We start from the raw sequence: 14,378 nt of genomic DNA on the forward strand, positions 1-14,378 counted from the left end.
TTTCTCTACAATAGAGGTTGGCGTTTCGTTTTTTTGGTAATCCCGCTTTTATATAGGTTCACCTTACTCATTCCGCACATCTTCATTCAAGCGAGAAGCATTACCATCATTGATGCAAACAACTTTCTAAATCGATTTATATAGAAGGGGGTCTATCATGGAAGATTCATTCGGTTATAGAACTCTTCTTTTAGGGCACCCTATTAAAAATAAAAGGAGGTTTTCTTTATGTATCGAGGCGCATCATTTTGGTCAGGTGTTGTATCGGGAGGAATTTCCCAACTAGAGGATACCCAATCTTATATGAAAAGGGAATTGACGACGTCTGATTATAGTGTACATACGACACGTAATGTAACAGGGGCCATTGGCATCATGGCAGGTATGGAGTATGGCGCGGTATTAGGAAGTGCCGTTCTTCCTGGGCTTGGCACAATTGTCGGTTCTTTCCTTGGCTTCATGGTCGGCAATCGTGTCGGAAGCTATGCAGGATATCAAGTTGGCAATATCGTCTTTAAGCAAGCTCCGTTATTACTGACAGGGCATGGCGGTACACAGCTAAAGCTGGCGGCTAAAAGTGAGCACTAAGTTTCCAACCGTATGGTCCTACCGTAATATTGAAAGTTGGGCCAGAGCCTTTCTTCATGGATGAACCAGCTCCATTAGTGAAGCTGGTTTTCGATTTCATTCAGTTTATTTCGAACGGTCTCGTCATTTAAGACGTTGTAGGGAGCCATTGCTTCCGGTGTTGGGGTATCTTGAGAGGGAATGACATCATCGAATATGTTTCGGAAGGTATGTTCCGCTTTTTTACTCGCTCCCTTAACTTTTTCCACTCCTTCTTCAAATCCGGCTCTAAGCGATTGAGCTTCGTCTGAAAGAAGCATATGCTCTTTTTCAATCCGTGCTTCTTCCATAAAAGAACCGAGTTGCAAACGCATGCCTGAAGTCATTCCTTTCATTTGATCTCCAAGCGCTAAGGCTGCTCCTGCTCCTTTGACCAGCAATTTTTTTGTCCCGCGTCGAGCTTCAGGTGATAGCGCGAGAATGAGTGTAGCAGATGTAATCGCAAGCCCCACTGGATTGCTGAGGGAAAATATTTTTTTTAACATGTATCCAAAACCTCCTTGATATGTACATTCATTTTTACCTAATCTTGCTTATTTTATCCTTCAAAAAAGAACTCACTTTGAATAAAATACCGTTTTCTCGTTCAAAATAGCTCCTATACCCAATAAACACATTTATGGAAGACATGACCGAAAGGGGGAGGGAAATGGAGACAGTTGTAGTCAAAGAGAGATTTTCCCACATCATTCCGGGAAGGATTCGGCTTGAGCTGTATGGATTAAAAGGAAATCCGGAAACGGCCCGCAAGTTTGAACAAATTTTTTCAACAATTGAAGGCGTGACAGTCGTGTCAGCCAATGCGAATACCGGAAATATTTTATTAATGTACAATGAAGAACAAATCCAACCGGACGTTCTGTGTTTGTATATTCAAAAATTTGAAGAAGTGTTATGGAAGAAAACGTTAGGCACTTCCATTGATACAACTTCCCGTGAAGCTGAAGAACATGCTGAGGCAAAAAAACAAGTCGAAGTTGTAGAAGAAGCCTATGCAGAAGCGGCGGCCGCATCGGAAGCTTTTTCTCCATCATTCAACCCTGCTTTCCTGAAGGCGATGCCGGCTAATGCTAGGCAAAAAGAGCAGGTTCCTTTCGGACTAGCTCTCGCTGTCGGTGGTCTTGGCGTACTTAGTATGAAACAATTATTCAGGGGGAGATCGGCATTAGCACGCCATCCGCTCCCTTTTTTCATTAGCGGTTTTTTAGCGATTGGTACTGGATATCCAATGCTGAGAAGGGGACTGAAGCGGCTTGGAGAGCAGGGGAAATTGAACATGGATTTATTGTTTGGTGCCGCCGCTTTAAGTTTAGCTCTCATACGTGAAAATGTCGTCGTCTTAGCAGGAATCAGCATTTTACAATATTTAAATTGGAAACGGCGGCAAAGCGGTGCCGCTTCACTGCTCGACCAAGATTATGTATCGCCAGAACTTGAAAAATATTGCAAGCGAACGACAGCATGGGGGGTAGCAGCAGCGGGAACAAGTTTTTTGCTAACGAGAAACCCCTTATCGCCGTTAGCGGTTTTACTAGCGGCTAATCCACGTGCTGTTCTGACGTCGACTGAATATACGTGGAAGCAAGCCGATTATGTAGCGAAAGAAAATCATCAATTCCTGCCAGAAAACGGCTCGATGTATCAACTATCTCGACTAAAGGGAATGGTTTTTTCACATGCGTCATCTATGTTGGAAAACGGCGAATTAAAAGAAGAATGCGTGTCTTTTTTTCAAAAAATCCGCCCGGGAACGAAGCTTGCCTTTTTGCATCAGGAACAAGAAGACATCGGGCAACTTCGTAAACATTTGCGCACAACGTATCACCTTGAAGTAACAGAACTTGATGAGGATTTCCCAAAATCAAGAGAAGAAGTGTTGTTCGTCACAGACAGTAGCGACCCTTCACATGTTCAAAACATCGTCTCTTATTACCCGTCTGTTTCGATTTCACAGCTAAAAGAGCTGACAAAAAGCTATGTCATTGCTGGAGAACTAGAGCGGATGGTGAAAAGGAATGTCAAAGTGTCTTCCGTTTGGAATGTTGCGGGGACGATTATTTCTATTCCATTATTCATTAGTGCGCCCATTGTTAATTTAGTATCGGACGCATTAACACTCAAATTTTTATCAAAGTCTAAAACATGGACTGAACAAAAGCTGAAGCCGGCAAAAGAAGCAAGCAACGCTGGTCAACATGACAGTCTTCCGTGGCATGCGTTAAATGTCAACGACGTAACGGAGGTACTACATACAGACTCGGCACTCGGACTCGGCGACCATCAGCTTTCTTCTTTATATGAAACATACGGAAAAAATGCATTAAAGCAAAAGGAAAAGCCTCATTGGCTGAAAAGCTACCTTGGTCAGTTTAAGGAATTTCCGACGATTATTTTAGGCACAACCGCGATGTTAAGTTTAGCAACCGGTCATTTGTTTGATGGCTTGGCGATGTCGGCTATTCTTCTTGCAAATGCAGCGATCAGCACGTTGCAAGAGCGGAAAGCGGAACAAGCAGTTGAAACGATGACACAGTTTATTCCACCTCATTGTGTTGTCATTCGCAACGGTGAAAAAGTAGATATTTCAGCTGAACAATTATTGCCAGGAGATCTCGTAGAATTGGAAGCGGGCGACCGCGTACCAGCTGATTTGCGCATCATTCAAGGCTGGAATTTAGAAGTCAATGAATCGGCGCTTACCGGTGAATCTTTGCCGATTCCAAAAAATGCGGACGCTTCTGATGAAACAACCGCTTTGTCCGAACGAGCGAATATGTTGTATATGGGCACACATGTAACAAGAGGAAAGGTCCGGGCTGTGGTCGTTCAAACAGGAAATGCGACAGAGATGGGCCATCTTCTCAGTTTGTTGTCGGAAGAGACTGATCACCAAACACCGTTGCAAAAACAAATTGCGTCCATCAGTAAAAAATTTATGATGGGAGCATTAGCCGCAGGAGCGGTCGTTTTTGCCGCTGGGTTAATTCGCGGCATACCACTCTCGCAAATGGTGACCTCATCGCTTGCATTAACGGCTTCGGCCATTCCAGAGGGACTTCCTGTGACGATTACCGTTGCACTAACAGCTGGTATCTTCCGCATGGCGAAACAAAAAGCGTTAGTGCGAAAAATTTCGTCGCTTGAAACGCTAGGACGAGTAACGGTCATCTGTTCTGATAAAACCGGAACGTTAACGAAAAATGAAATGACCGTTCAAAAAATTGCTACGATCAATAAAGAATTTACTGTCACCGGCAATGGCTATCATCCAGAAGGAAATATTGCCGATCAAGACGGCAACGAAGCAACATCGCCAGATTTGGAGCATTTGTTACGAATCGGTTTATTATGCAGCAACACCACATTGGAACAAACAGACGGACGGTGGACCATTAAAGGCGATCCAACTGAAGGAGCGCTTGTTACAGCTGCCGCAAAACGACAAATGACCATGGACAACCATGCTCATTGGACAAGAATGCATGAAATTCCGTTTGACTCCAATACAGGCATGATGACTGTCGTTTGTCGGGAAAGCGAAGAAGATAAAAATTGCTTCGTTTTAACGAAAGGTTCCGTTGAAAAAGTATTAAATCATTGCAGTCATTACCAGAAAAACGGGAAAAAATATAAGCTGAATGCTGAGATTCGCCAAAGCATTATTGAGCAAAACGAACATTATGCCGAGCAATCATTACGAGTATTAGCATTCGCTTACCGCCCGATTGACGATTATCAGTCCTGCACGGATCAGCATGAATCTGATTTAATTTACGTCGGAATGGCTGGTATGATTGATCCGCCGAAGGAAGATGTCGCGGCAAGCATTCATGAAGCAAAGCAGCTTGGGATTAAACCCATTATGATTACAGGCGATCATCCAGTCACGGCATTGGCAATTGCCAAAAGCATCGGTTTAAGTGAAGAGGCGGACCTTGTTATTACAGGAACAGAACTTGATGCCTTAAATGATGCTGAACTTGAACAAAAAATAAAACATGCGAGTATTTTTGCCCGCGTAACACCAGAACATAAGCTGCGCATTGTCTCGATTTTGCAAAAGCAAGGAGAGATTGTGGCCATGACAGGTGATGGAGTCAACGATTCACCTGCCATTAAACGCGCGGATGTCGGAATTGCGATGGGCCAAACGGGAACACAAGTAACAAAAGAAACAGCGGACATCGTTTTAAAAGAAGATCATTTCGGTTCTATCGTCGAAGGAGTGAAAGAAGGGCGCACCATCATTAGCAATATTCGGAAAGCACTTGGCTGTTTGCTTAGCGGAAACTTGGCGGAAATTATCGTCACAAGCACGGCTGTTATTGCCGGACTGCCGCTTCCCATTGTGCCAATTCAAATTCTTGTCATGAATTTACTGACAGATGCACTCCCGTCCATGGTACTGGCGATGAATCCAGGAAATAAAACAAAAGTAACGAAACGCCAGGAAATCGCGGATAAAGGCTTGTACACACAAGTCATCTCACGCGGGGCCATTCTCGGCCTCGGCTCTCTTGGCTTGTTCGCTGTCACGTTAGCGTCCGGTGCATCGTTGCTCACAGCTCAAACGACCGTATTTGCATCGCTCGTTGCAGGTCAGCTTATTCAAACGTTCTCATGGCGTCAAAATGAGTCGGATGAAACGATACGTGATTGGACGAAAGACCGCTTCCTTATTGGGGCATTAGGGGCATCATGGCTGGCGCTGTTGAGCACCATTTATATTCCGCCGTTAACAGGTATCTTTAAAACAACTGCGTTGCCACTTTACAGTTGGGGCCCAATTCTTGCCGTAGCCGCAAGCTCGGCTGTTGTCGTGAAGGCAGTGGTGAAAGTATTAGAAAACCGAACGAGAAGACATGAAGCGCTTCCGGGAACCTATTTGACTGCTGCCTAGTATTGGAAAAAAGGGATTGGCTATACTAATGCCAAATGGGGGATTCGCCGAGTGTTACAAGTGAACCCCTCCCATACCCTTTTTCGCTTCATGAAAAACCGAGCATAGGAGGATTATTATGATTGAACGAGGATTACAAAGAGTCATTGTCGGCTCCGCAATCATCATTGCCTCAACCGCACTTTTACCGATTGCCAAACAGACACTTCAGCCCGTTGTACGGGGACTGTCAAGAAATATGAGATACTTAATTGTTTCAACAAAAGAAGGCATTGAAGACATCGTAGCGGAAGTAAAATTCGAGCGAATGAAAAAGCAGATGGATAACGATATGCTTATTGAGTATGACGGAGAAATTGAAGAAGTAAAAGAAGCCGTAAGCTACCATTAAGCCATGGAAATTACGTTTCGGCAGGAGGTAAGTGTTGTGAGTGAACAACAGCAAAACGAAGTCATTAGTCATTTAAAACAAGCGCTGTCCCATTTGGATACGGCGTTAAATGTCACCGTCCAGTCTTTAAGAAGCAATCCAGCCTCTAAAAAGATGGTCGGGACCATTTGGGAAGAATTTCTCGGCACATTTTTCAACCGGGTTCGTTCCAAAGGAAAAGAAAACAATGTCAATCTTCTCGGATTGATTTCTTTTCCGAAATTGAGAAAATTTTAATGAACTGTGAGGGCTGTCGGTGACATGGCGGATGTTTAGCACCAACAGTCCATCATAGTTTTGTTCGGTTCTTTTGGCGTTTCGCTCCTCGTATGTATCCATTTTCGTCCTTCACGCCCCGGTTTTGACTTTTCTCCATACACCATAATCTCAACATCGGCTTGGCAGAAGAAAGGAATTCGATTTTTTAACGAAGATTCCATTCAACATGACGGTTTTTTAGACAGATTGAATAGGAGGAAATCAAGTCATTTCGGAAGTATCCTAATTTTTGAGGGTTTTTCCCTATGTCATTCCATGTTATGCTTGAAAGCAGGAGAACTTTATAGGGGGAAACAATGATAGTGGATAAAAAGCTTTCTTGTTCAAACGCAGATTTGGAGACGATCGCGCCCATTTTGGAAGAGCATGGGGGAAGCCATGTTGCCCATTTGATTTTTTTGAAAGATAAGAAAATTTACATCGCAGCAGAAGGGCAAGTGGTCATTTCCTATCAAAAAATTGGAAAGAAATTTGTCGTGCTCGGAGATCCAATCGGAAAAAGAGATGAATTTGCAAACGCTATAAAAGAATTCGAAATGTTTAGTGCATCATCTGGGCATATTCCGGTTTATTATCAAATTAGTGCTAATTTTTTGTCCCATTATCATGATATGGGGTATCGTTTTTTCAAGCTTGGAGAAGAAGCAATTGTCAATTTGGCTAATTTTACACTCGAAGGAAAAAAAGGTGCTCGCTTACGAACGAGACGAAATAAATTTGTGAAACAAGGTTATCAATTTAACGTATTACAGCCGCCTTATTCAGAAGAGTTGCTTCATGAATTGAAGGAAGTGTCTGATTCATGGCTGTGCAACCGAAAAGAGAAAGGCTTTTCTGTGAGCTTTTTTAATGAACAATACGTCTCGCGGTTTCCAGTATCGATTCTTCAAAATCCAACAGGGGAGATTATTGCCTTTGCTACATTAGCAAGCGATCGTACGGACGACGAACAGCTGCTGACGATTGACTTAATGAGGCATACAGCAGACCGTCCGCATGGCACAATGGATATGCTGTTTATCTCCATTTTATTTTGGGCAAAAGAAAACGGATATGACCGCTGTAGTCTTGGCATGGCCCCGCTTGCGAATGTCGGTGTTCATCCTTCTTCCTTTTTCTATGAAAAGGTGGCTCGCTTCGTTTTCCGTCATGGTGACGCGTTCTATAAATTTCGGGGACTACATGAATACAAAGGAAAGTTTGCGGATGAATGGGAGCCGAAATATTTAGCTTATAAAAAATCGATGCTTTCGGTTGTCGCCTTCCAACTATTCTTACTTGTACACCGTCATCAATTTAACCTTGATTCTGTATCGCCAAGGTTGCCGCTCAAAAAAAGAAAAGCAGGTTGAGACATGTCGAGTGGCAACGTACAGATCCACCTATTGTTAGGCGTTATATGAATCAACTCCTTCATGAGCTTTGTTGGAGGTCATGTTCAGTTCGTATTATTTCAAACTGCCGCCATGTACGGTTGCATGAAAGGCAGTCTGAAAGAACGGCATGCTTTCACAAAGCTTTTGTTGTATAATAACGAAGATAACACATACTGCCGAACGAACAACTGCGGCAAACTCAGCCCATATGATGAAACAGAAAATGAGCTGCATACATAAAGAATCGTTTGAGGTGAGGAAATGGCAACGATTAAAGAGATTGCGGCTTTGGCTAAAGTTTCGGTTGCGACAGTATCAAGGGTGTTAAATAATGATCAAACCCTTTCCGTAACGGACGAAACACGCCAGCGGATTTATGCAATTGCCAACAAACTGCAATATGTACCACCGCGTACAAGAAATGCAAAAAAGCAAGGGGATAAACTGAAAGAAACGAAAATCGGGCTGCTTTTATGGTGTTCCAAAGAATACGAAAGCGATGACCCGTACTATTTATCCATCCGTCAAGGAATTGAAAAGCAATGTTTGGAATTAGGCACGGATATTACAAAAGTCGTTAGAATGAATGTCGATGCTGATGATGTAGACTTTCAAGATGTTGACGGATTAATTGTTGTCGGAAAGATTGATGCAGGTGAAATTCAATATTTAAACGTTAAAAACGACCGAGTTGTGTTTGTTAATACATCACCGGACATTCAGCAATATGATTCAGTCATCTTTCAGCTAGAGCAGTCGGCGGAGATGGTGCTCGACTATTTATTTGAACTCGGGCATCAACATATCGGTTATCTCGGCGGCCGCGAGTTTTTAGAGAAATTCAAAGTTCAACGGAGTGAAGAGCTGCCTGAAAAACGGAAAGAGACGTTCAAACGAGTCATGAAAGAGCGGGGCCTTTATAATCCTGAGCACGTTTGGGTCGATGATTGGACGATTATGAGCGGCTATGAATTGATGAAAAAAGCGTTGCAAAAAGGGAATCTTCCAAGTGCTTTTTTTGCTGCAAACGACCGCATTGCCATCGGAGCAATTCGCGCCCTTCATGAACAAGGATGGAAAGTTCCGCAAGATGTCGCCATCGTCGGATTTGATGACATCGAAATTTCCGCATTTGTCACACCGCCTTTAACAACGATGAAAGTGTATACGGAACAAATGGGAAAAACGGCGGTTAATTTGCTGATGGATCGCTTAAATGGGCGAGAGATTCCGATGCAGGTGGTCCTGCCAACAAAACTTATTATTCGGGAAAGTTGCGGCGGTAAGATGAAAAATAGGTAGAAGAAGGGAATCGGCATCAAGACCATAGGCTGGAGAACGGTTCCCCGCTTCATCCCAATCGTTTACAATGAAATTAGAAAATATTTTCTTAAAACAATTGACCGAGAAACCGTTTTCATATATACTAAATTCAAATCAAGTTAACCGTTTAACTGGAGGAGACATGAAGCAAAAAGTCACCATTCGCGATGTCGCCAAATATGCAGGAGTATCAGCAGCTACTGTCTCTTATGTGATCAACGGCGTCAATAAAGTGTCTGTTGAAACGAAGGAGCGGGTACTGGAAGCTATTAAAGAGCTGAATTACCACCCTGATTTTACGGCGATTAGCTTATCTAAACGAAAGTCGAGCATGCTTGGTGTGATGATTCCTTTAGTGGACGATTCACTTGCCCCTGTTTTTAAGGGAAATCATTATTATAGCGAATTGATTAGCGGCATTGAATATGTGTCACGCAAACGAGGGTACGATTTTCTTATTTCCGGTATCGGAAAGCCAGAAGATTGTAAAAACTGGATTACAAAGCGTAATTTAGATGGAATTCTCTTTTTAAACTCATTTCCGCAAACGATTTTCGACGAAATGAAAGCGTTATCCATTCCAATTGCCTTAATTGACACGTATGAAGCGTATGCCGATTTATATCACAACGTTCGCATCGATGATGAACAAGGGGGCTATTTAGCCGCCAAACATTTAATCGAACTAGGTCATACATCTCTTAGCTTTATTGCTCCTGCTCTCGGAGGCTCCATTGATGGCAATCGTTTACGTGGATTTAAGCGAGCAATGCAAGAAGCCAATCTATCATTAGATGCAGCACAAATGATTGAAGCAAACGAAAGTTCCTTTGAAAAAGGATATGAAATTGGGCTTCATATCGCTCAGTCTGTTAAAACGACAGGGATATTTGTAAGCTCGGATATTTTAGCATTGGGCATGATTAAAGCATTGAAAGAGTGTGGGATTGAGGTACCACATGATTGTTCAGTCATTGGATTTGATGATTTGATCATTAGTACGTACGCCTCTCCAAGCTTAACGACGATTAGGCAGGACGTCTTCCATAAAGGGGCCATTGCGGCACAAACACTCATTGATGCCATTGAAGGCCATATTCAAACAATGGAAACCATTACACTTCCTGTAGAATTAGTTGTGCGAGACTCAACAAAAGAAATGAATCAAAAGGTATAAACGATATCTTTTGGTTCATCCTATCACTGGAGTATGATATTTGGTAAGTTAACCGGTTAACTCTAATGGGTTAACCGGTTCAAAAATAATAGATAACTAGAATAGGTGTTACATATTAAGAAAAGGACAGGTGTTGAACATGTTAAAAGTAACAGTATGGAATGAAAATCGCCACGAGCAAAAAAATCCGGTTGTCCGAGATATTTATCCAGAAGGTATTCACGGTGCCATCGCAAGTTTTTTACAGGAAGAAGGCTTCGATGTGAAAACGGCAACCCTTGATGAGCCGGAGCATGGATTAACAGATGATGTGTTAAACAACACCGATGTTCTCATTTGGTGGGGACATCTTGCACACGGAGAAGTAAAAGACGACATCGTTCAAAAAGTACAGCAACGCGTGTTAGATGGAATGGGTCTGATTGTTCTTCACTCTGGTCACTTCTCCAAAATCTTCAAAACATTAATGGGAACAAGCTGCGATTTAAAATGGCGTGAAGCCGATGAAAAAGAGCGTCTTTGGGTTGTCGCACCAAGTCATCCAATTGTAGAAGGCATCGGTGAATACATCGAGCTTGAAAAAGAGGAAATGTATGGTGAGCATTTTGATATCCCAGCACCGGACGAGCTTATTTTCACAAGCTGGTTTGAAGGCGGAGAAGTGTTCCGAAGCGGCTGCACATATCAGCGTGGAAACGGGAAAGTGTTTTACTTCAGACCAGGTCATGAAACATACCCGACTTATCACCATAAAGACATTCAACGCGTGATCATTAACAGCGTGAAATGGGCACAGCCGGTTGACCGGAAACGTCCAGTGTACGGCAACGCAAAGCCGCTCGAAACGATTTCAGCGAAGTAGTAGATCCACGTCACTCATGTAACATTATGTTACATGAGTGACGCATAAGCTGCCGGCAAGCGCCCTTGCGGGTTCTTGCCAGCAGCCTATGTGAACTTTTGAGGGCTCATTTAAGAGGTCTGAAAAACTTAGTATGAACACCTTTCATCAAATGAAACGATGTCAAAGTATTGAGTGAAAGATATAAATGAACAGTGACTATAAGGGGGAAATGAAAATGAAAAAAGTACGAGTAGGCGTTATCGGGTGTGGAAGTATTGCTCAGCACCGTCATTTACCAGAGTATGCAATGAATGAGCATGTAGAATTGACAGCTGTTTGCGATTCGAATGAAGCTCGCGCAAATGAAGTAGGGGAAAAATACGGGGTAAAAGCATATACAAGCTATGAAGAGCTTGTCCAAAGCGGTGAAGTGGATGCGGTAAGCGTATGTACACCAAACTATTTACATGCACCTATTTCAATTGCAGCGCTTCATGCAGGCGTTCACGTTTTATGTGAAAAACCGATGGCGACATCAAAAGAAGAAGCAGAGGCAATGATTGCAGCGGCAGAAGAAAGCGGCAAAAAGCTGATGATTGCCCATAATCAGCGCTTCGTAAAATCCCATCAAAAGGCGCGCCAGCTAATCGAAAGTGGCGAAGTCGGCAAAATTTACAGCTTCCGCACAGCATTTGGTCACGGCGGACCAGAAGGCTGGAGCGTGGACGGAAAGGAAAGCTGGTTCTTCAAAAAAGAGGAAGCTTTCATCGGAGCAATGGGTGATTTAGGTGTTCATAAAACCGATCTTCTCCGTTATGTGCTCGGTGAAGAAATGGTGGAAGTCGGTGCGTTTGTTGAAACAAGCGCAAAAGATTTTGGCAATGTTGATGATAACGCTGTATGTGTACTGAAAACCGAAAGCGGGATTATCGGTACATTAGCCGCAAGCTGGGCTTACAATGGAGTCGAAGACAATTCAACGGTTATTTACGGTGAGAAAGCGATTCTTCGTTTAGAGGATGATCCGAACTATTCATTAGTTGTTCAATATGCTAACGGAGAAGTCGTGAAATATGAGCTTGGCAAAATTCAGTCAAACGATGAAGGCGGCCAGAAAAACTCTCATGTCGTGGAACAATTCATCGATTGCATCGTAAACGACAAGGAGCCTTTAGTAAACGGTGCAGAAGGAATGAAATCATTAAATGTCATTTTAGCGGCACTTGAATCAAACGAAACGAAACAAATTACACGAGTGTAAAAGGGGTGTCATCATGAGTAAGCTTCGAATAGGCATCATCGGGGTGGGCGGCATTGCCACAGGTCGCCACATCCCTGCTTTTCAACAATTGCACGATATATGTACAATCACCGCCGTGAGTGATGTTCACGCAGAGCGAGCGAAGGAAGTTGCTGATACATACGGCATTCCACATGCATTTGAGCACTATGCTGATTTATTTGCTGAAGTCGATGCTGTTTGTATTTGTACACCGAATAAATTTCATGCAGAAATTACGATTGCGGCGATGGAAGCAGGCGTTCATGTTTTATGTGAAAAGCCGATGGCTCTTTCCGCAGCGGAATGTGAAGCGATGATCGCAGCTTCAGAAAAAGCGGAGAAGGTGCTGGCAATTGCTTATCACTACCGTTTTATGAAAGAAGTGCAGGCAGCAAAGCAAATGATGACTGAAGTCGGGGAGCCCCTTGTCGTGCGAGTAAAAGCGATGCGCCGCCGAAAAGTGCCGGGCTGGGGCGTTTTTACAAACAAGGAACTGCAAGGTGGCGGAAGCTTAATCGATTATGGATGCCATCTTTTAGACACGGCGCTTTGGCTTATGGGCAATCCGAATCACGTATCAGTTAATGGCCGTACGTACAACGCACTAAGCAAAACACCGAATCAAGTGAACCAATGGGGTTCATTTAATCATGAAACGTTTAATGTAGACGACCATGTAACAGCATATATCACGTTTGAAGGTGGTGCGTCGTTACTGCTTGAAACGTCATGGGCAGCAAATGTGAAAGACGATGAAGAGCATGTGAGTATTTCTGGCACAGAAGGCGGCATTAGCGTATTTCCATTTGAATTATATACAACAAAGAACGGGATGCTGCTGAATACAGAAGCGGGCTGGATTCAAGGCGAAGACAATCCTGGCTTGCCACAGGCAAAAAACTTCGTCGAAGCATGCCTCGGAACAGCTGAACTCGTCGTCAAACCGCAAGAAGCTCTGCAAGTATCGCAAATCATTGATCAAATTTATGAGTCTACTAGCTACTAGCTACTAGCCACTAGCTGCTAGCCACTAGCCACTAGCCACTAGCTAATACCTAATACCTAATAGCTGATAGCTAACAGCTACTAGCTAATACAACGAGGGGAGAGTTTTACATGAAATTAGGCGTATTTACTGTATTGTTTGCAGATAAATCTTTTGACGAAATGTTGGATAAAGTTCAGGCGGCAGGTCTTCATGCTGTGGAAATTGGAACAGGATGCTATCCTGGAAACAAGCATTGTGACTTAGATGCATTATTGGAAAACGAAGGATTGCGCAAAGAGTATCTTCAAAAGTTAGAGGATCGCAACTTAATTATTAGCGCTTTCAGTTGCCACGGAAACCCAATTTCACCAGAAGCGGCGTTTGCGAAAGAGTCGCATGAGACGTTAATGAAAACAATTGAACTAGCTTCATTAATGAACGTACCGGTTGTGAACTGTTTCTCTGGAACAGCGGGCGACCATGAAGGAGCGAAATATCCGAACTGGCCTGTGACGCCATGGCCGAATGAGTATGGCGATGTGCTAACATGGCAATGGGAACAAAAACTGATTCCTTATTGGAAAGAAGTTGGCCAATTTGCCCAAGAGAAAAACGTAAAAATCGGTCTCGAACTTCACGGCGGTTTCCTCGTTCATACGCCGTACACGCTGTTAAAATTGCGTGAAGAAACATGTGAGGCGATTGGAGCGAATTTAGATCCGAGTCATTTATGGTGGCAAGGAATCGACCCAGTTGGGGCTATTAAAATTTTAGCGAAAGCTAATGCAATCCACCATTTCCACGCCAAAGACACGTACATTGATCAAGATAATGTGAATATGTACGGGTTAACGGACATGCAGCCGTACGGCGAGGTGCAAACGAGAGCGTGGACATTCCGTTCGGTTGGCTGCGGTCATAGCTTGCAGGAATGGTCAGATATGATGAGTGCCCTGCGCACATATGGCTATGATTATGTCGTCAGCATTGAGCATGAAGACCCAATCATGTCAATTGACGAAGGCTTTAAGCGTGCGGTCACAAATTTGAAGTCTGTCTTAATTGAAGAAACGCCGTCACAAATGTGGTGGGTTTAAGCAACAACGTGTAAAAGAGGAGGGGGGAGGAAACCTCCTTTTTTTGCTTCATTTT

At 43.3% G+C, this 14,378-nt stretch carries 12 protein-coding genes; 11 read left to right on the top strand and 1 reads right to left on the bottom strand.

The genetic code is table 11. The features are described from left to right. Positions 1 to 228: 228 nt before the first annotated feature. Positions 229 to 588, top strand: coding sequence for a hypothetical protein (locus ACXAEO_RS07320; RefSeq protein WP_474879746.1), 360 nt, complete (start codon positions 229 to 231; stop codon positions 586 to 588). Positions 589 to 662: 74 nt separating this feature from the next. Here ACXAEO_RS07320 and ACXAEO_RS07325 read toward each other — a convergent pair whose 3' ends face one another. Further along, a complete protein-coding gene (locus tag ACXAEO_RS07325; protein WP_474879750.1) occupies positions 663 to 1,112 on the bottom strand; it encodes a hypothetical protein in 450 nt (149 codons plus the stop codon). Between the two features lie 164 nt (positions 1,113 to 1,276). Here ACXAEO_RS07325 and ACXAEO_RS07330 point away from each other — a divergent pair, with 164 nt between their 5' ends. The 10 genes from ACXAEO_RS07330 (at position 1,277) to ACXAEO_RS07375 (ending at position 14,323) form a co-directional block, all read left to right on the top strand. Further along, positions 1,277 to 5,527 (top strand): cation-translocating P-type ATPase, encoded by a 4,251-nt coding sequence (locus ACXAEO_RS07330; RefSeq protein WP_474879754.1) that lies wholly within the window; start codon positions 1,277 to 1,279, stop codon positions 5,525 to 5,527. 118 nt (positions 5,528 to 5,645) lie between these two features. Continuing rightward, on the top strand, positions 5,646 to 5,918 hold the full coding sequence (locus ACXAEO_RS07335) for a hypothetical protein (protein ID WP_474879757.1): 273 nt from the start codon (positions 5,646 to 5,648) through the stop codon (positions 5,916 to 5,918). 36 nt (positions 5,919 to 5,954) lie between these two features. Then, positions 5,955 to 6,194 carry a hypothetical protein gene (locus ACXAEO_RS07340; RefSeq protein WP_474879760.1) on the top strand — a complete coding sequence of 80 codons (240 nt, stop codon included), beginning with the start codon at positions 5,955 to 5,957 and terminating at the stop codon, positions 6,192 to 6,194. Positions 6,195 to 6,532: 338 nt separating this feature from the next. Further along, on the top strand, positions 6,533 to 7,588 hold the full coding sequence (locus ACXAEO_RS07345) for a phosphatidylglycerol lysyltransferase domain-containing protein (RefSeq protein WP_474879762.1): 1,056 nt from the start codon (positions 6,533 to 6,535) through the stop codon (positions 7,586 to 7,588). Positions 7,589 to 7,873: 285 nt separating this feature from the next. Further along, on the top strand, positions 7,874 to 8,914 hold the full coding sequence (locus tag ACXAEO_RS07350; RefSeq protein WP_474879765.1) for a LacI family DNA-binding transcriptional regulator: 1,041 nt from the start codon (positions 7,874 to 7,876) through the stop codon (positions 8,912 to 8,914). Between the two features lie 163 nt (positions 8,915 to 9,077). Beyond that, a complete protein-coding gene (locus ACXAEO_RS07355) occupies positions 9,078 to 10,112 on the top strand; it encodes a LacI family DNA-binding transcriptional regulator (RefSeq protein ID WP_474879768.1) in 1,035 nt (344 codons plus the stop codon). 139 nt (positions 10,113 to 10,251) lie between these two features. Further along, positions 10,252 to 10,974 (top strand): ThuA domain-containing protein, encoded by a 723-nt coding sequence (locus ACXAEO_RS07360; protein WP_474879771.1) that lies wholly within the window; start codon positions 10,252 to 10,254, stop codon positions 10,972 to 10,974. A gap of 217 nt (positions 10,975 to 11,191) precedes the next feature. Next, complete coding sequence (locus tag ACXAEO_RS07365; RefSeq protein WP_474879774.1) at positions 11,192 to 12,217, top strand: Gfo/Idh/MocA family protein; 1,026 nt, start codon at positions 11,192 to 11,194, stop codon at positions 12,215 to 12,217. A 13-nt stretch (positions 12,218 to 12,230) separates the two neighbouring features. Continuing rightward, a complete protein-coding gene (locus ACXAEO_RS07370; protein ID WP_474879776.1) occupies positions 12,231 to 13,244 on the top strand; it encodes a Gfo/Idh/MocA family protein in 1,014 nt (337 codons plus the stop codon). 110 nt (positions 13,245 to 13,354) lie between these two features. After that, the gene (locus ACXAEO_RS07375) at positions 13,355 to 14,323 is read left to right on the top strand and encodes a sugar phosphate isomerase/epimerase family protein (protein WP_474879779.1); all 969 of its coding nucleotides are present in this window, start codon (positions 13,355 to 13,357) and stop codon (positions 14,321 to 14,323) included. The last annotated feature ends 55 nt before the right edge of the window (positions 14,324 to 14,378 follow it).

The sequence above is a fragment of the Bacillus sp. ABA4_010 genome (assembly GCF_056159105.1).

What these genes read in the sequence shown, in the direction of transcription:
- ACXAEO_RS07365 (WP_474879774.1), top strand. Translation starts at nt 11,192, where the DNA reads ATGAAAAAAGTACGAGTAGGCGTTATCGGGTGTGGAAGTATTGCTCAG.
- ACXAEO_RS07355 (WP_474879768.1), top strand. Translation starts at nt 9,078, where the DNA reads ATGAAGCAAAAAGTCACCATTCGCGATGTCGCCAAATATGCAGGAGTA.
- ACXAEO_RS07345 (WP_474879762.1), top strand. Translation starts at nt 6,533, where the DNA reads ATGATAGTGGATAAAAAGCTTTCTTGTTCAAACGCAGATTTGGAGACG.
- ACXAEO_RS07360 (WP_474879771.1), top strand. Translation starts at nt 10,252, where the DNA reads ATGTTAAAAGTAACAGTATGGAATGAAAATCGCCACGAGCAAAAAAAT.
- ACXAEO_RS07325 (WP_474879750.1), bottom strand. Translation starts at nt 1,112, where the DNA reads ATGTTAAAAAAAATATTTTCCCTCAGCAATCCAGTGGGGCTTGCGATT.
- ACXAEO_RS07370 (WP_474879776.1), top strand. Translation starts at nt 12,231, where the DNA reads ATGAGTAAGCTTCGAATAGGCATCATCGGGGTGGGCGGCATTGCCACA.
- ACXAEO_RS07330 (WP_474879754.1), top strand. Translation starts at nt 1,277, where the DNA reads ATGGAGACAGTTGTAGTCAAAGAGAGATTTTCCCACATCATTCCGGGA.
- ACXAEO_RS07375 (WP_474879779.1), top strand. Translation starts at nt 13,355, where the DNA reads ATGAAATTAGGCGTATTTACTGTATTGTTTGCAGATAAATCTTTTGAC.
- ACXAEO_RS07335 (WP_474879757.1), top strand. Translation starts at nt 5,646, where the DNA reads ATGATTGAACGAGGATTACAAAGAGTCATTGTCGGCTCCGCAATCATC.
- ACXAEO_RS07350 (WP_474879765.1), top strand. Translation starts at nt 7,874, where the DNA reads ATGGCAACGATTAAAGAGATTGCGGCTTTGGCTAAAGTTTCGGTTGCG.
- ACXAEO_RS07320 (WP_474879746.1), top strand. Translation starts at nt 229, where the DNA reads ATGTATCGAGGCGCATCATTTTGGTCAGGTGTTGTATCGGGAGGAATT.